This window comes from Solibacillus sp. iso_87 (assembly GCF_056173085.1).
Genome location: NZ_CM149656.1, coordinates 641,546 through 666,706, shown reverse-complemented (window position 1 = coordinate 666,706; position 25,161 = coordinate 641,546). Strand labels below are relative to the sequence as shown.

The following is a 25,161-nucleotide window of genomic DNA, read 5'->3' as shown; positions in this document are numbered from 1 at the left end:
CATGTAACTTTACAAACCTCTAATATTTCCTAGGAAATTTTTATTTCTTGTAGTGGAAAACAAACGTTTATTCCCCTTTACAAGAAATAAAACTAAAGCTATTTCCTGTACTAATTAAAAATATAGGGAATCGTTTGCGACCAGCTTAAAAAGTTTAAAAAGAAATCCGCAACAGTTGAACCAATAACAATACTCGACAAAATATAAAAGAGCTGAATTTGAAAAGTCTTTCCTTTTTTAAATAATTGTTCGATTCTAAGTCCCTGTAATGCATAAAGGGCAATTCCTATAAATATAATATATGCTAACACATTAACGATTGCTTGTTGGCCAGCCTCGACATATAAATCCATTTTCCCCGCTCCTTTTAAACACTTTACCCTAATGATGGCGATTTGTGTTCCAGACTGTTAAACTTCTTATAACTTTTCCATGTCTATAAAAAAAGCAGGCAGAAAGAATCTGCCCGCTTGTTAAACATTAGATATTACCCTCATGAACATTGATACGATTCATCGCACGTTTTAAAGATAATTCCGCGCGTTGGAAATCGATGTCATCTTGTTTCTTTTGAAGGCGACCTTCAGCACGAGCTAAAGCTTCTTTAGCACGGGCAATATCGATCGTAGAAGCAACTTCTGCAGAAGGAGCTAAAATCGAGATTTTTTCAGGGCGAACTTCAATGAAACCACCGCTAACCGCTGCGACATCTGTAGTGCCGTCTGCTTTTTTAAGCTTCACAGAACCAATTGTAAGTGGAGCAACCATAGGAATATGGCCAGCTAAGACACCAATTTCACCTGAAGTCGTTTTAGCGATTACCATCGTTACTTCTGAATCGTATACTGAGCCGTCGGGAGTGACAATATTGACTGTAACTGTCTTCATATTTTTTCCTCCTCGTCAGCTAATTAGACTTGTACGCCCATTTCTTTAGCTTTCGCTACTACTTCATCAATAGAACCAACTAGACGGAAAGCATCTTCTGGTAAGTGATCCCATTTGCCATCAAGGATTTCCTTGAATGAACGAACAGTTTCTTTAACAGGTACATAAGAACCTTTTTGACCAGTGAATTGCTCCGCTACGTGGAAGTTTTGAGATAAGAAGAACTGGATACGACGAGCACGTTCTACAGTTTGTTTATCTTCATCAGATAACTCATCCATACCTAAGATAGCAATGATATCTTGTAACTCACGGTAACGTTGGATTGTACGTTGAACACCAGTTGCGATTGCATAGTGTTCTGGTCCAACGATTTCCGGTGATAATGCACGAGAAGTCGAAGCTAATGGGTCTACCGCTGGATAGATACCCATCTCAGATAATTTACGCTCAAGGTTAGTTGTTGCATCTAAGTGGGCGAAAGTTGTAGCCGGAGCCGGGTCAGTATAGTCATCGGCTGGTACGTAAATCGCTTGGATCGAAGTTACAGAACCTTTTGTAGTAGATGTGATACGCTCTTGTAATTTACCCATTTCTGTAGCAAGTGTTGGTTGGTAACCTACCGCTGAAGGCATACGACCTAATAGGGCAGAAACCTCAGAACCTGCTTGTGTGAAACGGAAAATGTTGTCGATGAATAAAAGTACGTCTGCACCTTGCTCATCACGGAAGAACTCAGCCATTGTTAAACCAGTTAAAGCTACGCGCATACGTGCTCCAGGTGGCTCATTCATTTGACCGAATACCATCGCTGTTTGTTTGATTACGCCTGAATCTGTCATCTCGAAGAATAAGTCGTTACCCTCACGAGTACGCTCACCTACACCCGCGAATACAGAAATACCTGCGTGCTCTTGTGCGATGTTGTTGATTAATTCTTGGATTAATACTGTTTTACCTACGCCGGCACCACCGAATAGACCGATTTTACCACCTTTGATGTATGGTGCTAATAAGTCTACTACTTTGATACCTGTTTCAAGGATTTCTACAGTAGTTGATAATTGATCGAATGTTGGAGCTTCGCGGTGAATAGAATCACGACGAACATCAGCAGGAATCTCTTCACCTAAATCGATAACTTCACCAAGTACGTTAAATACGCGACCTAATGTAGCTTCACCAACTGGTACTGAGATTGGTGCTCCTGAGTTTGTTACTTCTGCTCCACGTTGTAAACCATCAGTAGATGACATGGCAATTGTACGAACAGAATCGTCACCTAAGTGAAGCGCTACTTCTAATGCAAGAGTAGTCGGTGCTTCGTTAGGACGTTCAATTGTAACTGTTAATGCGTTATAAATGTCTGGTAATTGACCATTAGCAAACTTTACGTCTACTACTGGACCCATTACTTGAAGAACGTGTCCTTTGTTCATTACTTTGTACCCTCCTATCGTATTCTTATACGACGTTGGTGAGCGCGCCTATTCTAAGGCTGCAGCTCCACCAACGATTTCTGTAATTTCTTGTGTAATCGCCGCTTGACGTGCACGGTTATATTGTAGAGAAAGGTCTGCAATAAGATCGTTTGCATTGTCTGTAGCGTTTTTCATTGCTGTCATACGCGCTGAATGTTCACTCGCTTTTCCATCTAATAAAGCGCCGTAAATTAAGCTTTCCGCATATTGTGGAAGTAATACTTCTAAAATAGCTTCGCCTGATGGCTCAAACTCATAAGAAGCATTGCTTGAAGAAGGTGCAATATCAGTTAAAGGAAGAACTTTTTTCACAGTCACTTCGTTTTGAATTGCAGATACGAAGTGATTGTAGTACATATAAAGTTCATCATACGTACCATCAATGAACATACCAACAGCATTACGAGCGATTTCTTTAATATCAGCAAATGATGGTTGGTCTGGTAGAGCAACGACATCTGCGATAACATTGTGTCCACGCTTTACAAAGTAATCACGAACAACACGACCTACTACTAATACTACGTACTCATCTTTAGACTTGTGACGTTTATCAATAGTGCTTTGTACTTCACGTAAGATGCTTGAGTTGTAAGCACCTGCTAAACCACGGTCAGAACCGATGACTAAGTAAGCTGTTTTCTTAACAGGACGAGTAGTTAACATTGGATGTCCGCTATCTTTAGTACCTGTTGCGATTGCGCCTACTACGTCCTGGATTTTTTCCATGTATGGAACGTAAGACTTAGCATTTTGCTCTGCACGACGTAACTTCGAAGAAGAAACCATCTGCATCGCTTTCGTAATTTGTTTCGTTGACTTTGTAGAGTTAATACGACCTTTAATTTCGCGTAAGTTTACCACTGGTATTTCACCACCTTTAGATTTTTATCAAGCTCTTATTAAAAAAGAGTTGTCCAGTTTTTCACGCTACAGTAATGTGCGTGAAAAACCGTTCAATTCTTACTCAGATTTAGCGAAAGTCTTTTTGAACGCATTAATTGCTTCAACATACTCTGCGTCTGGAGCAAGTTCTTTAGTTGTACGAACATGATCTAAAACATTTGTGTGGTTTGTATCTAACCAGCTTAAGAATTCGTTTTCAAAACGAACGATGTCTTGTACTGGAATATCATCTAAGTGACCTTTAGTTAATGCATAAAGGATCGCAACTTGTTTTTCAACTTTAAGTGGTTTGTTTAAGTCTTGTTTTAAAACTTCAACAGTACGTTTACCACGCTCTAATTTAGCAAGTGTGATTGCGTCTAAGTCAGAACCGAATTGAGCGAATGACTCTAACTCACGGAATGCTGCTAAGTCAAGACGTAAAGTACCAGCTACTTTTTTCATCGCTTTGATTTGAGCAGAACCACCTACACGTGATACTGATAAACCAGCGTTGATCGCAGGACGTACACCAGAGTTGAATAAGTCTGATTGTAAGAAGATTTGACCATCTGTGATTGAGATTACGTTTGTTGGGATATATGCAGAGATATCGCCCGCTTGCGTTTCTACGAATGGAAGCGCTGTAATCGAACCGTTTTTGTATGTTTCGTTTAACTTCGCAGCACGCTCAAGTAGACGGCTGTGTAAGTAGAACACGTCACCAGGGTAAGCTTCACGACCTGGAGGACGGCGTAGAAGAAGTGAAAGTTCACGGTATGCTGATGCTTGTTTAGTTAAGTCATCATACACGATTAATACGTGCTTACCATCTAACATGAATTCTTCTGCCATAGATACACCTGCAAAAGGAGCAAGGTATAGTAATGGAGCTGGTTGTGATGCAGAAGCAGTTACAACGATTGTGTAATCTAATGCACCGTGTTTACGGAAAGTTTCAACTACGTTACGTACAGTTGATTCTTTTTGACCAATTGCAACGTAGATACAAATCATATCTTCGCCTTGTTGGTTTAAGATTGTATCGATTGCTACAGATGTTTTACCAACTTGACGGTCACCGATGATTAACTCACGTTGACCACGACCGATTGGTACTAAAGCGTCGATCGCTTTGATACCTGTTTGTAATGGCTCATGTACTGATTTACGTGCCATTACACCGAAAGCTGGACTTTCGATTGGACGAGATTTTGTTGTGTTGATTGGACCTAATCCATCCACTGGCATACCAAGTGGGTTTACAACACGGCCAATTAGTTCTTCACCAACTGGTACTTCCATAATACGACCTGTACGACGAACCTCATCGCCTTCTTTGATGCCTAGGTAGTCTCCTAAAATTACGATACCAACGTTACCTTCTTCTAGGTTTTGTGCCATACCCATAACACCGTTTGAGAACTCTAAAAGCTCTCCAGCCATGGCGTTGTCGAGGCCATGAGCACGAGCGATACCGTCACCAACAGTGATAACTGTACCTACTTCGCTTACTTTTAATTCCGATTGATAACCTTCAATCTGCTGTTTAATCAGACTGCTGATTTCTTCAGCTTTGATGCCCATGTATGTTCACCTCTCACATTTCTTAAGATTTAGCCAACTAATACTCGTTTTAAGTCCTCTAGCTTAGACGCTACAGTGCTGTCGAAAATGTAGTTGCCGATTTGAACGCGTACGCCACCAATTAATGACGCATCGATAATGTTTGTAATGTTAAGTTGCCCTTTGCCGACTAACTTGCCGAAAGCAGCAGAAATTTCTGCACGCTCGCCATCTGTTAATTCACGCGTTGAGTAAACTTTTGCATCTGCAGTGCCTTGAGCGGCAGCTGATAATGCTTGATACTGGTCTGCTACAGCTGTTAATTCGTTTAAACGTTTCTTTTCAATTAAGAATTGAACCATATTTACAACGATTGGCTGTGCACCCGTTAAAATTTGAGCGATAAGCTCTTTCTTACGGTCAGTAGAAATTTTCGGAGCAGTAAGTAAAGCCATAAACTCTTCGTTTGTAGTTACTACTGTTTTGATCTCACGTAAATCTGCACCTACTTCAGCAAGAAGGTTTTTGCTTAATGCTAATTCGTAAATTGCTTGAGCATAGCGATTTGCTACAGTCGATTGACTCATTTCGCTTCGCCTGCCTTCGCAATCGTTTCTTTAATTAGTGCGCTATTGTCTGCTTCAGAAATTTCTTTCCCAAGAACTTTAGACGCAGCAAGTACTGATAATGAAACTACTTCTTCACGTACAGCAGCGATTGCTTTTTCTCTTTCTGCTTCGATATCACGAACAGCAGATTCTTTTAGACGGTTTGCTTCAGCGCGTGCAGTTACCACGATTTCTTCGCGAGTTGCTTCGCCTTGCTTTTTAGCGTTCTCAATAATTGATTGCGCTTCTGTGCGAGCTTCTTTAAGTAGGCTCTTTTGTTCTTCTAATAGTGCTTGTGTTTCTTTTTTAGCTTTTTCAGCTGCATCGATACCGCTCGCAACTAACTCTTCACGCTCGCGCATGATACCCATTAAAGGACCCCAAGCGAACTTTTTAAGAAGTGCCATTAAACCTAAGAAAATCACTAATGTAGCAATAGCATCACCTAAGTTAATGCCAGTGTTACCTGCACCTAGTACAAGATAGTCTAAAAACACGATTGTTTCACTCCCTTCAAGAGCTTGAATAAAATCTATATTTTGTCATACTTTTTGTTCATATTTAATATTAAATAAAAAAGGGTATATCTTCTTTACACAAAACGAATGGCGAAGGGTTTCAAATGAAGTCTACTTCGCCACTGGATTTAAGAATCTTAATGATTTAACAATCTTAATAAAGACAAGACTATTGGTTCATTACGATGAATGCGATTACTACTGCGATGATCGGTAATGCTTCTACTAACGCTACCCCGATGAACATTGTAGTTTGAAGTGCGCCACGTGCTTCTGGTTGACGAGCGATACCTTCTACTGTTTTTGAAACGATTAAACCGTTACCAATACCTGCACCTAGTGCTGCTAAACCGATTGCGATTGCTGCTGCTAATAAACCTACTGAACCTACCATTTGATAATATCCTCCTTGGATGTTGTAATTTTTTTTGGTTCAAATTACCGCACTGCATTGAATGCGGAAACTTATAATTAATGGTCTGTACTCACTTTGTGAGCCATGTAAACCATCGTTAACATAGTGAAAATGAAAGCTTGGATAAACCCGATGAAAATCGAGAATCCCATCCACGCCATCATTGGTATAATTGCACCGAAGAAACCAAACGCACTTGAAACTGCTAAACCAGTTAGTAACGTTAGTAAAATCTCACCGGCGTAAATATTACCGTAAAGACGCAGACCTAGAGTTAACGTATTTGCAAACTCTTCAATAACTTTTAACGGGAACATAAACGACATTGGTTGGAAGAATGTTTTAGCATAACCGCCTGTACCTTGCATTTTCACGCCGTAATACTGTGTTAATACTAGAACCATCGAAGCTAATGTCATTGTTACGACTGGATCGGCTGTTGGTGATTTCCACCATAAATCACTGCCGTACAAAATACCACCCATTGGTAAACCAAGTAAGTTGGACACTGCAATGAACATGATTAATGTAATCCCTAGAATGTGGAAGCGCCCACCAGTTTTCCAGTCCATGTTACTCTTAATAATATTTTTCACGAAATCCATAATCCATTCCATGAAGTTCTGCATACCAGTCGGTTTTAACGCAAGTGTACGTGTTGAAACAAACGCGATAATAAATACGATGACTGCAGCTACTAAGAGTGTTAGTACTGTAGATAAGTTGAAAGTAAGCGTCATAAAGCCTAAATCCAAATGTAGCTCTGGAGCTGTATGATCCATTTTTGCATTCACCTCTCTTTCAAATGCACCTTAGTGGCTTTTTATATGATGTACTACTCTTTCTACTATTAAAAAGATGTACGGAATCATCAGCCCAATGACCGTGCTTATTAAGTGAAAATATTGTGGCAACGATATTGCGATTGCGACTGCGGCAACACCTGATCCAAAGCGAAGCGCTGTACCGATAGATGCTACTTTTGTCCCTTCACTAATGGAACGGTCAAATTTTTCCATACGTCGAAGTAAAATCCAAAAATTATACGTACCAAAGAACGCACCTAGGGCTATACCTGCAAATATAGAATCATATGGCGAAAATCCCCAGCCTAACGTACAAACAGCAAGCAAAAAAAAGAACGCTTTCTTCTGCATTGCAAAAACGTGATGCAAATTTAGCATTGGCAGTTAATCTCCTGAAACTTTTTTCGAGTAAAGAAAGTGTTCATCGACCATTAAATGAATTTAAAACGTAGTAAATGCACTACAAAATTAGAGGCCGTTACAAGTAGTAAATAATTCCACTTTAGGAAAATTCCATAGTGAACATTCATTTCATACTTCTAATTGTCTCTTAATCTTAACGGACTTTATCCAGGCGCATAGAACGTTGCAAATTGACGAGTTTCGTTTCAACTGTCAATCTAGTAGAAACTTGATATAACAAGCGTTTCAACGTCTTTTGACTAGGCGAAACTCTTATCATTCTTACCCTTTGTAAGCATACAATAGGGGGTTTTTGATGTCAATTAGTAATGGTGAAAAACTTCACATAGATACATTCCTTGTCAAATTGTTGACAAATTTGTGTATAGTTATGCATAAATATTTTTTGCGTTTTTTCACTAACGCTAAAATTCGCTATTTCATGCGTTTTTTCCATCACGTTACACTTTTCATATCCAAGAAAAAATTTTTCAGCAATAATAACGAATTTTATACTTGACAACAGGAGGGAAACGCTATCTCCCGTTGCCAATTTCATATTTAAGTAAATTTCAGTAATTTTTTGGATTATCGAGTCTCTGCTTTTTCGATAATTTCTTCTACTAATTGTTTTTGAGCAAATTTCAGTAAGGCTTCCACAATACGCTCTGAAGCATATCCATCTCCATACGGATTCGATGCATGTGCCATCGCTTCATAAGCTTCATCATTTACTAATAATTCTTTTGCCATCTTGTAAATAACTTCTTCATCTGTTCCCGCAAGTTTCAACGTACCTGCCGCAATCCCTTCAGGACGCTCTGTCGTATCACGTAAAACCAGCACCGGCTTGCCTAACGATGGCGCTTCTTCTTGAACACCGCCAGAATCCGTTAAAATCATATAAGAGCGGGCAGCGAAATTGTGGAAATCAAATACTTCCAACGGTTCAATTAAATGAACACGCGGGTTTTCCCCTAAAATTTCATTGGCTACTTCGCGAACTGCTGGATTCATATGCACCGGGTAAACAACTTGAACATCCTCATGCTCGTTCAACAGACGCATAATTGCACGGAACATATTACGCATTGGCTCACCTAGATTCTCACGACGGTGTGCTGTTAGTAAAATCATGCGGTCTGAACCGATTTTTTCAATAACCGGATGTGTGTAGTGGTCACTGACTGTTGTTTTTAACGCGTCAATTGCCGTGTTACCTGTTACGAAAATTGCTTCTGCCGGTTTATTTTCCTTTAATAGGTTTGCACGAGATTGCTCAGTTGGTGCAAAATGCAAATCTGCCATTACACCTGTTAACTGACGGTTCATCTCTTCAGGATAAGGTGAATATTTTTGACCTGTACGAAGTCCTGCTTCAACATGACCAATTGCAATTTGATTGTAGAAGGCCGCCAGACTACCAACAAAAGTTGTCGCCGTATCACCATGTACTAACACGATATCAGGCTTCGCTTTCTTCATTACTCGATCAAGTCCTAAAAGTGCATTCGTCGCTACATCTACTAATGTTTGACGGTCTTTCATAATATTTAAATCATAATCCGGTGTAATTTCAAAAGTTTCCAACACTTGGTCAAGCATTTGACGATGCTGGGCCGTTACAGTAACAATCGATTCAATTTGTTCCGGATGCTTTTCCAGTTCCAGTACAAGAGGTGCCATTTTAATTGCTTCCGGACGTGTTCCAAAAATCGTCATAACTTTAAACTTCTTCGTCATTATTCTTCTCCTTGTCTAATCTATAATTAATTTTCTCTGCAAGTGTTTAGTATACTTGCCGTATTAATAGAAAACGCCCGCAACTGCTTACGGACGTCTCGTTTATTTATTATTTTGTTCCGAATAAACGATCCCCGGCATCACCCAAGCCTGGTACGATATAGCCATGATCATTTAATTTTTCATCTAGAGATGCGATGTAAATATCTACGTCTGAGTGGTTTTTTTGAATTTCTTCCACACCTTCTGGAGCTGCGATCAGACACATAAACTTAATACTTTTTGCGCCGCGCTTTTTCAGTGAATTAATCGCTTCTACAGCTGAACCACCCGTTGCTAACATCGGGTCAACAATAATGAAGTCACGCTCTTCCACATCTGCTGGAAGTTTCGCATAATATTCTACCGGCTTTAATGTTTCCGGATCACGGTAAAGACCAATATGACCTACTTTTGCAGCAGGAATTAATTTTAATACGCCATCTACCATTCCGATACCCGCACGTAAAATTGGGACAATCGCCATTTTCTTCCCTGATAATACTTTTGCTTTCGCCTTCGTAACAGGTGTATCCACTTCAATTTCTTCAAGCGGTAAATCCCGAGTAATTTCAAAAGCCATTAATGTTGCTACTTCATCAACTAACTCCCGGAATTCTTTTGTTCCTGTTTCTTTATCTCGAATATAAGTTAACTTATGTTGGATTAATGGGTGGTCAAATACGTATACTTTACTCACGTTGACATCTCCTAACTGTTGTTTATCTAAAACAGTATAACAGAAAATAAAGTTAACGAAAACTATGACGGGAATGTTTTAAAAATCGCCATTTTTATAGAATAAATATATCTTCAATTAGGATTCGCTTGTAGCTGCCTATCTATTCGTTATTTCTTATAATAAAAAAGCCTTCTATCTTCATATTGTAGATAGAAGGCGTAAACTCAATTATGCGTATAAAGGATATTTTGCTGTAAGAGCTTCAACACGTTTGCGTGCTTCTTCTTTTACTGCTGCATCTTCATGGTTTTTAAGAACTGAAGCGATAATTTTACCTACTTCAATTACATCTTCTTCTTTGAAACCGCGAGAAGTTACAGCTGCTGTACCTACACGGATACCTGAAGTTACGAATGGTGATTCTGTATCGAATGGAATTGTGTTTTTGTTTGTTGTAATTGCCACTTCATCCAATACATGCTCAGCTACTTTACCTGTTAACCCTAAAGATTTCACATTTAATAGAAGTAAGTGGTTGTCTGTACCGCCTGATACGATCTCAACACCTTCATCCATTAAAGATTTTGCAAGTGCAGCTGCATTTGCTTTAATTTGTTTTGCGTATGCTTTAAATTCCGGTTGTAATGCTTCACCGAAAGATACTGCTTTAGCAGCGATGACATGCATTAATGGACCGCCTTGAATACCCGGGAATACTGATTTGTTTAATTCTTTTTCCCATTTTTCATCATTAGTTAAAATCATACCGCCACGAGGACCACGTAAAGTTTTATGAGTTGTTGTCGTTACGAAATCTGCATACGGTACTGGATTTTGGTGCTCGCCTGCCGCTACTAAGCCGGCAATATGCGCCATATCAACCATGAAATATGCGCCAACTTCATCTGCGATTTCACGGAACTTTGTAAAGTCGATTGCACGAGGATAAGCTGATGCACCAGCAACGATTAATTTTGGCTTCGATTCCAATGCTTTTTGGCGAACATCTTCATAATCTATTAAGTTAGTATCTTCAGTTACACCGTACTCTACGAAATTATAAAGAATACCTGAGAAGTTTACTGGTGAACCATGTGTTAAGTGACCACCGTGTGATAAGTTCATACCAAGTACTGTATCACCCGGTTTTAAAATTGTATGGTAAACTGCCATGTTCGCTTGTGCACCTGAGTGTGGCTGTACGTTTACATATGCTGCACCGAATAACTCTTTTGCACGGTCACGCGCAATGTTTTCCACTACGTCCACGTGTTCACAACCGCCATAATAGCGTTTGCCAGGGTAACCTTCTGCATATTTATTTGTTAAATATGAACCTTGTGCTTCCATTACAGCTTCCGATACGAAGTTTTCTGATGCGATTAGTTCGATATTTGTGTTTTGACGTTTTTTCTCTAATAAAATTGCGTCTAAAATTGCCTTGTCTTGTCCTGCCAATTTTTCAAATGCCATTTTCAAATCCCCCTAAATGTACTTCCGAATCGCTCGGAGTTTCCTAGTTAAATGATATATGTAACGTTAAGGTGTTACGGTATATTGCGCACGTTCTCCACCGATAAGTTTCGGACGTGTTGTCGCTAACGTAATAACTGCATTGCCTAATTGCTTAACAGATGTTCGTAAAGGTACAGCAACTGCTTTTAAATGCATGCCGATTAATGTTTGACCGATATCAATCCCGTAATGTGCTTGGATGGTTTCCACAACTACAGGCTCATCCATTTGTGTAAAAGCATATGCAGACATGGAGCCACCTGCTTTACGGACAGGAATGACCGAAACAGGTTCTAAATGGTACATTTTAGCGGCTGCAGCCTCAAGTGTTAAAGCTCGGTTAATATGCTCACAGCCTTGGAAAACTAAGTGAATTTTATGTCTTTGCGCGAATATTGAAAATTCTTTGTATAGAACTTGCGCAACATCGAGTGCACCAGCTGTTCCAATCTTCTCACCCATTACTTCCGATGTGGAACAGCCGATGACAAATAGCTGACCTTCAGAAAACTTCACTTGTTGCTCAAATTCGGATAATGCTTGCGCTAAATCTTTTTGCAAATCGTGTAAGTTTGTCATTGAATCACCATTTGTTACCCTTCTTCGATTTCAGTAATCTTTTCAACACGGCGAATATGACGACCGCCTTCAAACTGTGTATCCAGCCAAGTTGCAACAATCTCGCGTGCCAGCCCTGGACCGATTACACGCTCACCCATTGCTAAAACGTTTGAGTCATTGTGACAACGTGTTGCTTTTGCCGAGAACACGTCATGTACAAGTGCACAACGAATTCCTTTAAATTTGTTTGCAGCAATCGAAATCCCAATGCCTGTTCCGCAAATTAAAATCCCTCTGTCAAATTCCCCTGCAGCTACTCGCTCAGCTACTGGACGTGCATAGTCCGGGTAATCTACTGACTCGTCCGTTTGTGGACCAAAGTCTTCATAACTGATTGACATTTCATCAAGTAATGACATAATCTCTTTACGTAAATTATTCCCGCCGTGATCCGAAGAAATTGCAATTTTCACGAAGATCCCTCCTGCCTCGATTTTGTTTACTTATTATATTCACCATCAGTGTACCATTTATTCCGGAAGATTAACACGTCTTTTCCGAATAACTTTCAAAATATATGCATAAAGACGAATATTAAGTAAGGAAACATAACTTATTGTTAACATTTTAATGTTTTTCTCTAATATTTCTATTATTAATTACGTCAATGTTCAGCTTTACATGAATTTGTTAAGTTAAAAAGGCTTTTTACAATAAAAAAGACCGCTCAGATTAGGAGCAGGTCTTTAACAGTTATTGTAATGATAAAATATATTCGGCTACCGCTTCTTCTTCACCGTCTGCTGTACCCGGCGGCATTGCACCTTTACCATTGACTAATACATCAACAATTTCTTCTTTTGATAAAGAAGTGGTAGTTAAGTCCGGTCCCATTGCTCCCGTTAAATCTCCACCATGACATCCTACACAGCTGGCATTTGCCACTTTTTCACCTGCCGAGACATCTGTAGTTTCTGCTGAGTCCGTTCCTCCTGATGATTCAGTGGATTCGGCTGGTGTTGAGTCAACTGAATCTGACGTATCCGTATCCTCTGCGTCTCCACATCCAGCCAGACCTGCTACGACTACGCCCATCAGTAACCAGTACTTCATCTTGTTCAATATAAATCCCCCCAGGACTAATTATTGTAAACAATAGTGTACCATACCCAGCCCTTTTGTTTTTGAAACAAATTCCTGATTTTATAAGCTTGGCAGTATTTATTAGAACATTTACTTCAGATATTAGAAGGTCGACAGTGTTTATTTGATATAACCTTTATTAGAAAATCAGAGAAGGATTTTAAAACAATTACCCAATATATTAGAAGATCGACATTTTATTAGAACTTTACCGCGATTATTATACAATCGACCCTCCATATTAGAAAACTTTATTGAAATGCACCCCTGCACCACTTAAATAAAAAACACCCAACAGATAAACATGCCGTTTATCCATCAGGTATTTTAAAACTATATTCCAATCTACTGTGTGCGGTCGAATTGTTGAATCATTCGATAAAGCTCTGCAGACTGTTGTTTTAAATTGCTTGCCAGTTCTTCTACTTGCTTGATCGCTTCGGCCTGTTCCAGTGAAGCGGATGTTACTTCCTGTGCGCTTGCAGAAGTTTGTTCGGCAATTGCCGCCACTTCCTGTGATTGATGTGACGTATGCTCAATATTTTTCATTTGCTGTGCGACTAATTCTGAAATTTGGACAACATCATCGGCCATTTCATACACGGATTTTGTCATACCTTCAACTGCTGACGTTGTTTCAGAAACACGTGATGATTCATTTACCGCAAATGACACTTGTTCGTTCATCTGTTTTACTACAACTGAAACATTTTGCTGCATCGTGTGGATCAATGTTGTAATCCCCTGCACAGCGCTTGCACTTTCATCCGCCAAACCACGGACCTCCTCTGCAACAACCGCAAAGCCTTTACCATGCTCACCTGCTCGTGCAGCTTCGATTGATGCGTTTAAAGCAAGTAAGTTTGTTTGTCCTGCAATATCGCCTACTAAACTTATAATCCGTTCAATCTGCTCGGCATTTTTCTCCAGCTCGCGAATATTTACTAGTGAATTTTCATTATCTGTTGCGATTTTTTTAATACTGTTCACAACACCATGAATCGAATCTGTTGTAGACGTTAAGTTTGTTAAGAGATTTTTTGAGCGGCTTGCTGTATGTAATGCTTTATTGTTCACTTCCGCGGCTAATGCACGAACTTCTTCAATGGCTTCCACTGTTTCTTGAATGGCAACTGCCGAAGATTCAGCCCCTAATGAAATTTGGCTAATATTGCTTGTAATTTGCTCGGCGTTGTTCGTAACAGAAATACTTTCTTCCGACAGCTTTAAAATCGTTTCATCGGTTGATTTGTAATTGTCTTCAATACCGTTTACCATTTTACGCAAATTAAACACCATTGTTTGAAATGCCTCTGCTACAGAGCGAATTTCATCATTTGTTTTTGGCATTTCGACATCTTGTCCGATTTTACCTTCCGCTACATGGTTTGCACTGCGCTCCAATTGCTGCAACGGGCGAACAATGACTAAACCGAATACAGCTGCTAATGCACATGACCAAAAGATTCCTAATAAATAGGTAATAATCTGAAATACGCTTGTGCTTGTCGATTCAAAAAACATTGGATGTAAAAATTCGATAAATACAAAACTGCAAGTGTAGGTAATCAGCGCTAGTATCCCGACAAACAATATGAGCTTCCGGCGCAAACTAAAGATCTTTTTCTGAGAGTTCATGTTAAATTTTATCCTCCAATTTCAATTTAGTTTCCAGCTTATTAATTGCTTCGTTCAATTGCTTATACGTTTGTTCATATACTTGCAGGTTTCCACCGAATGGATCTTGAATATCAAGCCCTGTTTCCATTGCTACATATTCATTTAAAGTAAACGTTTTATGTGCCGCTTCACCTACTAAACGAAGGACCATTTCTTTATGAGCGGTCGTCATCGTTAAAATCAAGTCCGCCCATTGTGCATCTTCTACCGTAAATTGGGATGAACGGTGCGATTGCGCAATATTTTTCCTGTGTAATATTTCCTTTGCGTTCAGGGACATGTCACTGCCTTCGTGCGCATAAATACCTGCTGAACGCACAGTAATATTCTCATAGTTTTTTGCTTGTAAAATTGCTGCTGCCATAGGACTTCTACATGTGTTGCCTGTACAAATAAAATAAATATTAATGTTCCTCACACCCTCTAATTTACCATTTTAGTAGCATCACACTCATAATAATCAGGAGGATTCCTGCTACTTTTTTTAATGCATTATTTTTAAAAATTGGCGATTTTTGCGCTATAACCAATGCAGCATACGACAATATAAATGTTGATAGGCCGGCACTAATAACAAAAACATATTTTTGTAAATTTAGCATACCAAAAGATAGGCTAACTGAAAAGGTGTCAATACTTGCAAAAATCGCAATTATCGGTAGTGACATTGCCGGAAAACTTTCATCTTTCTTCGAGAGCAGTAATTGCAGCCCAACAAAAAACAATAACAGTGTAGAAAGGCCTGACGCCCAGTTTGTTAAATAGACGGCAAGCCATTCCCCAAAGCGGTAACCGAGTAACGGAAAAAGCATATGTAAAAATGCCGTCCATAAAGCTAATAACCATTTCGCCTTAACATTTGTAGCAATTAAATACAGTGCAACGACATCGAACGACATTAAGATCCCGGCAACTACTTCTTGCATCTATTCCCCTCTTCCACTAAGCGCTGTTGTAATTTATGCTTTTAGGCCGGGAAATATCCTTTTGTTTATACACAAAAACCACATCCTTATGTTGCAAGATGTGGTTTAATTCTTATAATGAGTACCATTTGCCCCCTGCCGCCTTTTCCAGACGGTTCATAATAGCAGTACCAACACCTGTTTTTGATGTTGCCGTCGCTAAAATAATCGTGGCATCCGTTTTATCGCATGCACGCAATGCATCGTATAGCGAAGCACTCATTTGTTCAAGATCATGTGCATTACCGAATGAAAAATAATAATCGGCATTAATTTCTTTTAAGCTCTCCGGTGCCAATAAGGCCACTTTATGTTCCAGTTTTAATTCGGTAATAGCCTTTTCAATTGTTTCCTTATTTGCATCTATTAAATAGACGGGAGCTTCCGGTGCATAGTGAGTATATTTCATACCAGGCGCTTTCGGTGTCGATTCAATTTTCTGCTGTTCCAGACTTGGCTCAACAACTGGTCCGATTACCGCTTCAAGCATTTCTTTCGTCACCCCGCCCGGACGCAAAATAACAGGTGTATCCATTGTGACATCCAATACGGTCGATTCAAGCCCGATCCCCGTCATCCCTCCATCCAAAATACAAGGAATAATGTTTTGCAAATCTTCAAATACATGTTCGGCTTTCGTCGGACTAGGCTTGCCGCTGCGATTCGCACTTGGCGCTGCTAATGGTTTCTTTAATGATTGAAGTAGTTCGAGTGCTACTGGATGATCGGGCATACGAATTCCAACCGAATCTAATCCTGCCGTAACACTTGGCGCTAAAACATTTGGCTTTGCATGCATGACAAGCGTCAATGGACCTGGCCAAAAAGCATTCATACATTTTTGGGCAACTTCCGAAATATTTGTTGTATACAGCGATACTTCTTCCACCGTTCCTATATGAACAATCAAAGGATTATCTGAAGGTCGTCCTTTTGCAGCAAATATTTTCTTCACAGCCTGCTCATTTGTCGCAACAGCACCTAAGCCATATACGGTTTCTGTCGGAAAAGCGACTATTTCGCCGTTATTTAATAAATCCACAGCCTGTGTATAATTTTCTGAATTATCCACAAATTCATCCACATTTAATTGGAAAGTGTGCATTACTTTTTCCTCCTTTCTCTAAATGTTTCATTTAACTATCCCTAAGGTGTTAGTAACTTAGTGCATTTTGCATGTCTTTCTCTGCTTTTTGTGGATTATTTTTATGTTTATATTTGTTCCACCATTCCGCAACATAAAATGTCGGACGTTCTTTTTTCATTGGCTCATTATTTGTACAAAGCGTTGGGAACACTGCACAGAACCAGTTTTCGCCTCGACCTTGTCCAATAATGAAATTCACTGAATAGTATTCTTTTTGAGGATAAAACTGGCCCGCTACCCATTTCGGCGGGATTAAGTTGTCCCCAAACTTATAGGTGATTTTTAATTGTGGGTAAGTTTTCTGAATTTCCTGATACATGTTTTCCACACTGTGGATATCTTCTGAAAATTCAGGTGTATTTTGCAAATAGGTTTGAATTGTTTCCACAACCTCATACTTGATCAGCTGGTCGGCATTTGTCGAACTATTGGCAATAACGCGGAATTTTAACTGGTCACTGCTTTCTCCCTGATCGATGCGTACTTCATCTACGAAAGTAGGTATAAACGTAGCAGCACAATATAAAAATAGAACACTTATTAGTAATTTAGCAATCGCTAAAAATAGATTGGATTCATCTTGAATATCGTAATCATGTAACATAAACATTCCCCCTTGCAAACATTGTTTACAAGGAATCTATTTTTTATTCACTAATCTCACAAAAAACAATACGATCTTTTTTATTTATATCCTGAACGACTGATACATGGGCATTCGGAAAGCTTTTTTTAAAAAAGTTCGCTACGGCTTCACCTTGTGTATAACCGATTTCCAGACCGATTAATGCCGGCTTCTTCATAATGGCCGGTAAATTTTCTGCTAGTTTACGATAAAGCAAGAGTCCTTCTTCATCGGCAAACAATGCCTGATGAGGTTCGTGCGCAACAACAACATCGGACATTTCTTCCATTTCCTCATATGCGATATACGGCGGATTGGAAAGGACAACATCCCATTTTTCATTTTCAATCGGTTCTGTTAAGTCCCCGAGTTTAAATGCAATTTCTGCTTGCAGCTGCTCAGCATTTTTTTGTGCTGTTGCAAGTGCTGCCGGTGAAAGATCCGTTGCTGTGACAGCAAGCTGCGGGCATTCCTTTTTCATTGTAATGGCAATGGCACCACTACCTGTACCGATGTCGGCAAACTTCAGATGTTGCTTGTCCCTAAATAACTTGCGGATTCTTTCAATCGTTCCAACTATTAGTTCTTCCGTTTCCGGACGAGGAATCAAAACCGATTCATCCACAATAAATGAACGACCGTAAAATTCTTCTACACCCGTTATATATTGTACAGGGCGCCCTTTCACATGCTCTTGAATAAAAGCATCAAACTGCTGCTGCTGCTCTTCGGGTAAAGTATCGTGCATTTTCATCATTAATCCTGAATAGCTTGTCTGTAAAATATGCTGCAATAAAATTCGTGCGGCATTTCCTTCGCGACCGTTTTCCTCTAAAAAAGAAGAAGCCCCATTCAGGGCCTCAAAAATGGTTTTATGCATCTTCGTTTAAATTGGATAAGCGTGTTGCCTGCTCATCTAAAATAAGTGCATCGATGATTTCATCCAATTTACCTTCAACGATTTGGTCAAGTTTTTGAATCGTTAAACCAATTCGGTGATCTGTTACACGGTTTTGTGGATAGTTGTAAGTACGGATACGTTCAGAACGGTCGCCTGTTCCTACTGCTGTCTTACGTGTTGCATCGATTTCAGCCTGTGCTTCTTGACGGTGCAGGTCTGCTACACGCGCTACTAAAATTTTCATCGCTTTTTCACGGTTCTTAATTTGTGAACGTTCATCTTGCATCGAAACGACTACGCCTGTCGGTAAGTGGGTCATACGAACAGCAGACATCGTTGTATTTACTGACTGACCACCCGCACCAGATGAAGCGAATGTATCAACGCGAATATCTTTTTCATGAATTTCTACATCTTCTACATGTACTTCCGGTAAACATGCTACCGTAGCAGTTGATGTATGGATACGGCCTTGAGATTCTGTCGCAGGTACACGTTGAACACGGTGTGCGCCGTTTTCATATTTGAATTTTGAATAGGCACCTTGACCGTTGATCATGAAGATTACTTCTTTATAGCCGCCTGCAGGGTTTGGTGTTGCTTCCATTACGTCTACTTTCCAGCCTTGCGTTTCCGCATAGCGTGTATACATACGGAATAGGTCACCTGCAAAAATGTTGGCCTCGTCACCACCAGCAGCTCCGCGGATCTCCATAATTACGTTTTTCGAATCGTTCGGGTCTTTAGGGATTAATAAAATACGCAGACGATCTTCTAACTCCGGAACTTGTTTATTTAAATCGTTAAACTCTTCCTTCATCATTTCCAGCATATCTGCATCTTTTTCAATTTCCATTAATTCGCGTGTATCTGCCAGTTGCTCTTTAACCGATTTGTATTCACGGTATACATCTACCATTTCCTGAATATCGGATTGCTCTTTCGAATATTCGCGAAGCTTATTGGAATCGCTGACGATATCCGGGTCGCTTAGTAATTCATTTAATCTTTCGTAACGGTCTTCAACCGCCTGTAAACGATCAAACATCTATGTTTCACCTCTAAAAGTTATTTTATTATTAGTTGTATTTCACTCGTCTTCTCACGAGTCACGTTAAAATGCACCTTTACTAGTATAAAGAAATTTTACGGTTGTTGCTACATCTATGTTGAACTTTCTTCATATCATTTACACATTGCCATTCATATATTTAGTTTTGGTGTGCCGTTCACTTTAAATTATAGTGGCGGATTGGAATGGCATTTGCGGCAAACAGGGTAATAACTATCATTACCCCCAATTTGAATTTGATCACCTGTACGGACCGGTTTTTTATTTTCATCTACTCGTAAGTTCATCGTCGCTTTCTTATGACAGAACCAGCAAATTGTTTTCATTTCCTCAATTTTATCCGCGTAAATCGTCATATAACGGCTACCTTCAAACAGCTCGTTCTGGAAGTCATTTTTTAAGCCAAAGCCCATAACGGGAATATTCAGCTCATCGACAATTTGTGTCAGCTGCAAAACATGTTCTTTTGATAAAAATTGCACTTCGTCTACAAGTACACAATATAATTTTTCTTCGTGTTTTTCTACGATTTCGTATATGTTTGTATCTTCAAAAACCGCAATTGCCGGACGTCTTAAACCAATTCGGCTTGAAACCGTTCCGACTTCATCGCGCGTATCGATTCCTGAAGTAAAAATCAGTACCGCTTTATTTTGTTCTTCATAATTGTGGGCAACTTTTAAAATTTCAATCGATTTTCCGCTATTCATCGCCCCATGCTTATAAAATAATTGCGCCATTTCTTTTTCCTCGTTTCTAATTAAAATTACAAGTTCATTTTTCACCAATAAAAAACCTTGAGTATCAAACTCAAGGTCAACTTTTCACTTCTTTTATCTTAGCTAGTTTTTTGCCATTCGTCTATTGCAAAAGGTGCTCTATTTATTAGAATCTTTCTCTTTGGAAAAACATATGCGAAAGGTTTCTAATATCTTCTAATATATTTTTATTTCTTCTAATACAAGTTTGAACTTCTAATATTATATGTACAATTACTAATATCTGTTGTGATTTTTAAAAAACGTTTTAGAATAACCTATAAAAGCTTTCTAATAACTCCGCAATTTCTTCTAATAAAACAAATTAAAAACCCATTTCCAGCAATGTGGAAATGGGCAGAGGTATTACTTCATACCGTATTTTTTGTTGAAGCGATCAACACGTCCGTCAGCAGAAGCGAACTTTTGACGACCTGTATAGAATGGGTGACATTCGTTACAGAACTCGATTGAGATCTTTTCTTTAACTGAACCTGTTTCAAAAGTGTTACCACAAGAGCAAGTTACTGTTGCTACTTTGTAATCTGGGTGGATACCTTGTTTCATATTCGTTTTCTCCTCTCGCCCTGAACCATCCGGAACAGAGTATTTTCGAACTGCACCTTACATAGCCCGAATATGTCACTACATACGTAATGTGTTGAGGTCAGCTATATATGTGCACGTTTCATACTTAAAGAAGTATAGCAAGTTTTAAAAAAGGTTGCAACTATTTTATATTATTTTACGAAATTGAATGTATGTAGTTCCTCACAATATCAAGAACTTGATTTCCATTCCGGCTCAATCTTCTAAAATCTATAACAACCCTTTACCGTTCGTCGCTTTCTTCATATCTGTATCTAGCTTTTCAAAGAATTCTTCGTTTGTTTTCGTTGTGCGTAGTTTGCGTAAGAACTTTTCACCGAAGTCATGTGAATCGCTGAATGTTTTACGGATTGCCCATAATTTATCAAGCTGGTCTTTCGGAATAAGAAGCTCTTCTTTACGTGTACCTGAACGGCGGATATCGATTGCAGGGAAAATACGGCGTTCAGCCAAGCTGCGGTCTAAGTGAAGTTCAAGGTTACCCGTTCCTTTAAATTCTTCATAAATTACTTCGTCCATACGGCTGCCTGTATCAACTAGAGCAGTCGCTAAAATTGTTAAACTACCGCCCTCTTCAATATTGCGGGCAGAACCGAAGAAACGTTTCGGACGGTGGAATGCCGCAGGGTCAATACCACCTGAAAGTGTACGGCCGCTTGGCGGGATGACTAAGTTATAGGCACGTGCCAAACGAGTAATCGAGTCCATTAAAATAATAACATCGCGTTTTTGTTCTACTAGACGTCGTGCACGTTCCAATACGATTTCCGCTACTTTTACATGGTTTTCAGGCACTTCATCAAACGTTGAAGATACAACGTCTGCATTAACTGAACGCTCGATATCCGTTACTTCTTCCGGACGCTCATCGATAAGTAATACGATCAGTTCCGCTTCCGGATGGTTTGTCGTAATAGCATTGGCAATTTCTTTTAATAAAGATGTTTTACCGGCTTTTGGCGGTGCAACAATTAAACCACGCTGACCAAAACCGACTGGCGCAACTAAATCCATAATACGCGTCGAAAGTTTTGTAGGAACCGTTTCCAATTTGATGTGGCGGTTCGGGTAAAGCGGTGTTAATGCAGGGAAATGCACACGTTCTTTTGCAACTTCAGGGTCTTCGCCATTTACAGCATCAACTTGCAATAAGCCATAGTAACGTTCATTTTCTTTTGGTGGACGAACTTTACCTGAAACTTTATCACCATTTCGTAAATCGAAGCGACGAATTTGGGAAGCAGAAATGTAAATATCCTCTTTTGAAGGAGAGTAGTTAATCGGGCGCAGGAATCCGAAGCCGTCTGTAGGAATAATTTCTAAAACACCTTCCATGAAGAAGAAACCTTCTTGTTCAGAGCGGGTTTTTAAGATTGCAAAAATTAGTTCCTTTTTATTTAGCTTACTAGCATTTGATAATTTGTATTGCTTCGCTAAAGCATATAATTCTTTTAATGTCATGCTTTCTAATTGAGCAATTGTTAATGCTGTCATACGTTTTCTCCAGTCTATTAAAATTTAATTTTGAAAATTTAAGTTATTGAAAGATTGTTTAGGAATTTGTGTAAGAGAAGTATACTAAACTTTATTTGAAAGATGCCCAGTTTTTACACTGGGCATTTATTATATTATAGTGCAAGTAATTTGAAAATGGGCATTTTCTATTTGAGGCTACTTACATTATACGGGAAGTTAAATTTGGTCATACTTTGGTTTTTTTTCAATGCTGTGGCGTCCTTCGATAAAACGTACTGTTCCTGTTTTTGCACGCATAACAACTGAATGTGTAAGTGCATAGGAACCTTTATATTGAACACCGCGTAAAAGCTCAGAATCCGTTACAGCTGTCGCCGCAAAAATTGCATCATCGCCTTTTACTAGGTCTTCCATCATTAATACTTTATCTACGTCGACTCCCATTTTCACGCAACGTGCTAGCTGTTCTTCATCTTCAGGCACTAATTTCGCTTGGAAATCGCCACCTAAACATTTTAATGCAACCGCCGCAATAACGCCTTCTGGGGCACCACCCATACCGAACATAATATCGATACCAGTCTCATCGAATGCTGTGTTGATCGCTGCACCTACATCACCGTCTTGGATGAATTTAATACGTGCACCGGCTTCGCGAATTTCATCGACAATATGCTGATGGCGAGGTCGGTCTAAAAGTGTTGCTACTACATCGGAAATATCTTTATTTTTTGCTTTTGCCACTTGCAATAAGTTGTACGTAACAGAAGCGTTAATATCAACTTTCCCAGCAGCTTCCGGTCCTACAGCTATTTTATCCATATACATATCAGGCGCATTTAATAGATTGCCACGGTCTGCAATTGCCAGTACTGTCATCGCACCATTTGTACCTTTTGCTACGATATTTGTACCTTCTAATGGATCTACTGCGATATCAACTTCAGGTCCGCCATTTCGAAGCCCTAATTCTTCACCGATATAAAGCATCGGTGCTTCATCCATTTCTCCTTCACCAATTACAACTGTCGCATGCATTGGGATTGTATCAAACATAACACGCATCGCTGTTGTTGCTGCGTCGTCCGCTTCATTTTTAAGTCCGCGTCCCATCCATTTCGCTGATGCAATCGCTGCTGCTTCTGTTACACGTACTACTTCCATTGATAAACTACGTTCCATTTTGTGTTTGCCTCCTGTAATCGGTAAAAACCGATCTTAACAGCCTAAATTAACTGCTTTTTTGAATTGTATTATGAACTAACATATTTTTATTACCCTAATATATATTATCATACTCACATAATTACGCGGATCTGATCACGAATTATAGCAGATTTATGCATTATTCTTTGTATTAATGACAATGGACTCTTTACGAATATTTGCACCGATTGCACACAGCTTTTCGATTAATGAACTATAGCCGCGCTCAATATGGTAGATATCGTGAATTTCTGTTTCACCTTTTGCGATAAGTCCAGCCAATACTAATGCAGCACCCGCGCGTAAATCTGTTGCCGTTACCGTGGATCCTTCCAAAGATGCAGGTCCTTGAATGATGGCAGTATTGCCTTCAACACGAGCTTTTGCATTCATACGTCGCAGTTCATCTATATGCTTGAAACGGGCAGAATAAATCGTATCTGTAATCATCGATGTACCTTCTGCCTGTGTCATTAATACAGATAAGGGCTGTTGAACATCAGTCGGGAATCCTGGATAGACAAGTGTTTTTACATCCACTGCCTGCAGTTTCGTTTGCTTGGAAATGAAGATGCTTTCCTCATTTTCTTCAACACTTACACCCATTTCGCGAAGTTTCGCTGTAACGGCTTCCATGTGAAGCGGAATAACATTATCGACGAGTACACCATCACCAATGGCTGCAGCCATAATCATAAATGTAGCTGCTTCAATTCGGTCTGGTATAATGGTATGTTTTGTACCTTTTAACTCATCGACACCTTCAATACGAATAACGCTCGTTCCTGCCCCTTTAATGTTTGCACCCATATTGGTTAATAGTGTTGCAACATCAATAATTTCAGGTTCTTTCGCTGCATTTTCGATTGTAGTTTTCCCTTTTGCACGCACTGCCGCCAGCATAATATTAATTGTGGCGCCGACACTTGCAACATCCAGATAAATCTTCGCACCGATTAGTTCTTCTGCGCGTAAATAAATTGCACCATGCTCATTTGTTACTTTTGCTCCCAAAGCTTCAAACCCTTTAATATGCTGATCAATTGGACGCGGCCCTAAAAAACACCCGCCTGGCATGCCGATTACCGCTTGTTTAAAGCGTCCCAGCATGGCACCCATCATATAATAGGAAGCACGCAATTTTTTAACATTACCGTTTGGCAGCGGCATTGCAACCATTTTAGATGGATCAATCGTCATCTTGCCATTTTCAAATGTTACTTCGCCACCAATTTCTTCTAATAGTGCCTTTAACGTCCATGCATCTGAAATCTCTGGAATTCCTCCAATGGTAACGGAAGAATCAGCCAAAATTGATGCAGGAATTAAAGCAACTGCACTGTTTTTTGCACCGCTAACGGTTATTTTACCTTTTAGACGATTTCCGCCTTGTATTTTATAAACATCCATTTTGTGTTCTCCCTTACATTGGACAAATTTCACAGTAAAGTAGACTGCTGTGAGGTATTC

28 protein-coding genes are annotated in these 25,161 nt (G+C 39.5%); all 28 read right to left on the bottom strand.

Translation table 11 applies throughout. The annotated features are described in order from the left end of the window. Window positions 1-110 precede the first annotated feature (110 nt). Window positions 111-353 (bottom strand): DUF1146 family protein, encoded by a 243-nt coding sequence (locus AC0VXV_RS03400; RefSeq protein WP_475530340.1) that lies wholly within the window; start codon window positions 351-353, stop codon window positions 111-113. Window positions 354-480: 127 nt separating this feature from the next. Next, a complete protein-coding gene (locus AC0VXV_RS03395; RefSeq protein ID WP_475530339.1) occupies window positions 481-888 on the bottom strand; it encodes a F0F1 ATP synthase subunit epsilon in 408 nt (135 codons plus the stop codon). A gap of 23 nt (window positions 889-911) precedes the next feature. Then, on the bottom strand, window positions 912-2,327 hold the full coding sequence (gene atpD, locus AC0VXV_RS03390) for a F0F1 ATP synthase subunit beta (protein ID WP_079524652.1): 1,416 nt from the start codon (window positions 2,325-2,327) through the stop codon (window positions 912-914). A gap of 48 nt (window positions 2,328-2,375) precedes the next feature. Further along, entirely contained in the window at window positions 2,376-3,233 is an 858-nt protein-coding gene (atpG, locus tag AC0VXV_RS03385) for an ATP synthase F1 subunit gamma (protein ID WP_339175144.1), read from the bottom strand. 99 nt (window positions 3,234-3,332) lie between these two features. Further along, complete coding sequence (gene atpA, locus AC0VXV_RS03380) at window positions 3,333-4,841, bottom strand: F0F1 ATP synthase subunit alpha (RefSeq protein ID WP_475530338.1); 1,509 nt, start codon at window positions 4,839-4,841, stop codon at window positions 3,333-3,335. Window positions 4,842-4,870: 29 nt separating this feature from the next. Further along, the gene (locus AC0VXV_RS03375; RefSeq protein WP_079524649.1) at window positions 4,871-5,407 is read right to left on the bottom strand and encodes a F0F1 ATP synthase subunit delta; all 537 of its coding nucleotides are present in this window, start codon (window positions 5,405-5,407) and stop codon (window positions 4,871-4,873) included. Further along, window positions 5,404-5,925 carry a F0F1 ATP synthase subunit B gene (gene atpF / locus AC0VXV_RS03370; RefSeq protein WP_340800067.1) on the bottom strand — a complete coding sequence of 174 codons (522 nt, stop codon included), beginning with the start codon at window positions 5,923-5,925 and terminating at the stop codon, window positions 5,404-5,406. Before atpF ends, AC0VXV_RS03375 begins: the two co-directional genes overlap by 4 nt. 190 nt (window positions 5,926-6,115) lie before the next feature. Next, window positions 6,116-6,340, bottom strand: coding sequence for a F0F1 ATP synthase subunit C (gene atpE, locus AC0VXV_RS03365; protein WP_008404451.1), 225 nt, complete (start codon window positions 6,338-6,340; stop codon window positions 6,116-6,118). A gap of 77 nt (window positions 6,341-6,417) precedes the next feature. Further along, entirely contained in the window at window positions 6,418-7,143 is a 726-nt protein-coding gene (gene atpB, locus AC0VXV_RS03360; RefSeq protein WP_475530337.1) for a F0F1 ATP synthase subunit A, read from the bottom strand. Window positions 7,144-7,173: 30 nt separating this feature from the next. Then, window positions 7,174-7,545: an ATP synthase subunit I gene (locus AC0VXV_RS03355; protein WP_475530336.1), complete on the bottom strand. Its 372-nt coding sequence runs from the start codon at window positions 7,543-7,545 to the stop codon at window positions 7,174-7,176. Window positions 7,546-8,157: 612 nt separating this feature from the next. Then, window positions 8,158-9,312 (bottom strand): non-hydrolyzing UDP-N-acetylglucosamine 2-epimerase, encoded by a 1,155-nt coding sequence (gene wecB / locus AC0VXV_RS03350; protein WP_475530335.1) that lies wholly within the window; start codon window positions 9,310-9,312, stop codon window positions 8,158-8,160. Window positions 9,313-9,421: 109 nt separating this feature from the next. Further along, on the bottom strand, window positions 9,422-10,051 hold the full coding sequence (gene upp, locus AC0VXV_RS03345) for a uracil phosphoribosyltransferase (protein WP_079524644.1): 630 nt from the start codon (window positions 10,049-10,051) through the stop codon (window positions 9,422-9,424). Window positions 10,052-10,261: 210 nt separating this feature from the next. Next, entirely contained in the window at window positions 10,262-11,506 is a 1,245-nt protein-coding gene (gene glyA, locus AC0VXV_RS03340) for a serine hydroxymethyltransferase (RefSeq protein WP_475530334.1), read from the bottom strand. 66 nt (window positions 11,507-11,572) lie between these two features. Next, a complete protein-coding gene (locus AC0VXV_RS03335; RefSeq protein ID WP_475530333.1) occupies window positions 11,573-12,127 on the bottom strand; it encodes a TIGR01440 family protein in 555 nt (184 codons plus the stop codon). 14 nt (window positions 12,128-12,141) lie between these two features. Then, window positions 12,142-12,582: a ribose 5-phosphate isomerase B gene (rpiB, locus tag AC0VXV_RS03330; RefSeq protein WP_079524641.1), complete on the bottom strand. Its 441-nt coding sequence runs from the start codon at window positions 12,580-12,582 to the stop codon at window positions 12,142-12,144. 280 nt (window positions 12,583-12,862) lie between these two features. Beyond that, on the bottom strand, window positions 12,863-13,222 hold the full coding sequence (locus AC0VXV_RS03325) for a c-type cytochrome (protein ID WP_475531395.1): 360 nt from the start codon (window positions 13,220-13,222) through the stop codon (window positions 12,863-12,865). A gap of 375 nt (window positions 13,223-13,597) precedes the next feature. Beyond that, on the bottom strand, window positions 13,598-14,890 hold the full coding sequence (locus AC0VXV_RS03320; protein ID WP_475530332.1) for a methyl-accepting chemotaxis protein: 1,293 nt from the start codon (window positions 14,888-14,890) through the stop codon (window positions 13,598-13,600). 1 nt (window position 14,891) lies between these two features. Next, window positions 14,892-15,341: a low molecular weight protein arginine phosphatase gene (locus AC0VXV_RS03315; protein ID WP_475531394.1), complete on the bottom strand. Its 450-nt coding sequence runs from the start codon at window positions 15,339-15,341 to the stop codon at window positions 14,892-14,894. A 19-nt stretch (window positions 15,342-15,360) separates the two neighbouring features. Continuing rightward, window positions 15,361-15,858 carry a manganese efflux pump gene (locus AC0VXV_RS03310; RefSeq protein WP_350478487.1) on the bottom strand — a complete coding sequence of 166 codons (498 nt, stop codon included), beginning with the start codon at window positions 15,856-15,858 and terminating at the stop codon, window positions 15,361-15,363. Between the two features lie 112 nt (window positions 15,859-15,970). Beyond that, the gene (locus tag AC0VXV_RS03305; RefSeq protein ID WP_475530331.1) at window positions 15,971-17,002 is read right to left on the bottom strand and encodes an L-threonylcarbamoyladenylate synthase; all 1,032 of its coding nucleotides are present in this window, start codon (window positions 17,000-17,002) and stop codon (window positions 15,971-15,973) included. Window positions 17,003-17,051: 49 nt separating this feature from the next. Continuing rightward, window positions 17,052-17,648, bottom strand: a complete 597-nt coding sequence (locus tag AC0VXV_RS03300; protein ID WP_475530330.1) for a stage II sporulation protein R — start codon at window positions 17,646-17,648, stop codon at window positions 17,052-17,054. Between the two features lie 43 nt (window positions 17,649-17,691). Beyond that, the gene (gene prmC, locus AC0VXV_RS03295; protein ID WP_475530329.1) at window positions 17,692-18,549 is read right to left on the bottom strand and encodes a peptide chain release factor N(5)-glutamine methyltransferase; all 858 of its coding nucleotides are present in this window, start codon (window positions 18,547-18,549) and stop codon (window positions 17,692-17,694) included. Beyond that, complete coding sequence (prfA, locus tag AC0VXV_RS03290; RefSeq protein WP_475530328.1) at window positions 18,542-19,618, bottom strand: peptide chain release factor 1; 1,077 nt, start codon at window positions 19,616-19,618, stop codon at window positions 18,542-18,544. Before prfA ends, prmC begins: the two co-directional genes overlap by 8 nt. Window positions 19,619-19,809: 191 nt before the next feature. Then, window positions 19,810-20,382, bottom strand: a complete 573-nt coding sequence (locus tag AC0VXV_RS03285) for a thymidine kinase (protein WP_350478492.1) — start codon at window positions 20,380-20,382, stop codon at window positions 19,810-19,812. A gap of 384 nt (window positions 20,383-20,766) precedes the next feature. Beyond that, the gene (gene rpmE / locus AC0VXV_RS03280) at window positions 20,767-20,967 is read right to left on the bottom strand and encodes a 50S ribosomal protein L31 (RefSeq protein ID WP_475530327.1); all 201 of its coding nucleotides are present in this window, start codon (window positions 20,965-20,967) and stop codon (window positions 20,767-20,769) included. Between the two features lie 252 nt (window positions 20,968-21,219). Next, complete coding sequence (gene rho, locus AC0VXV_RS03275; RefSeq protein ID WP_079524631.1) at window positions 21,220-22,503, bottom strand: transcription termination factor Rho; 1,284 nt, start codon at window positions 22,501-22,503, stop codon at window positions 21,220-21,222. A gap of 198 nt (window positions 22,504-22,701) precedes the next feature. Then, the gene (gene glpX, locus AC0VXV_RS03270) at window positions 22,702-23,667 is read right to left on the bottom strand and encodes a class II fructose-bisphosphatase (RefSeq protein ID WP_079524630.1); all 966 of its coding nucleotides are present in this window, start codon (window positions 23,665-23,667) and stop codon (window positions 22,702-22,704) included. A 156-nt stretch (window positions 23,668-23,823) separates the two neighbouring features. Then, window positions 23,824-25,101 carry a UDP-N-acetylglucosamine 1-carboxyvinyltransferase gene (locus tag AC0VXV_RS03265; RefSeq protein ID WP_339175117.1) on the bottom strand — a complete coding sequence of 426 codons (1,278 nt, stop codon included), beginning with the start codon at window positions 25,099-25,101 and terminating at the stop codon, window positions 23,824-23,826. Between the last annotated feature and the right edge of the window lie 60 nt (window positions 25,102-25,161).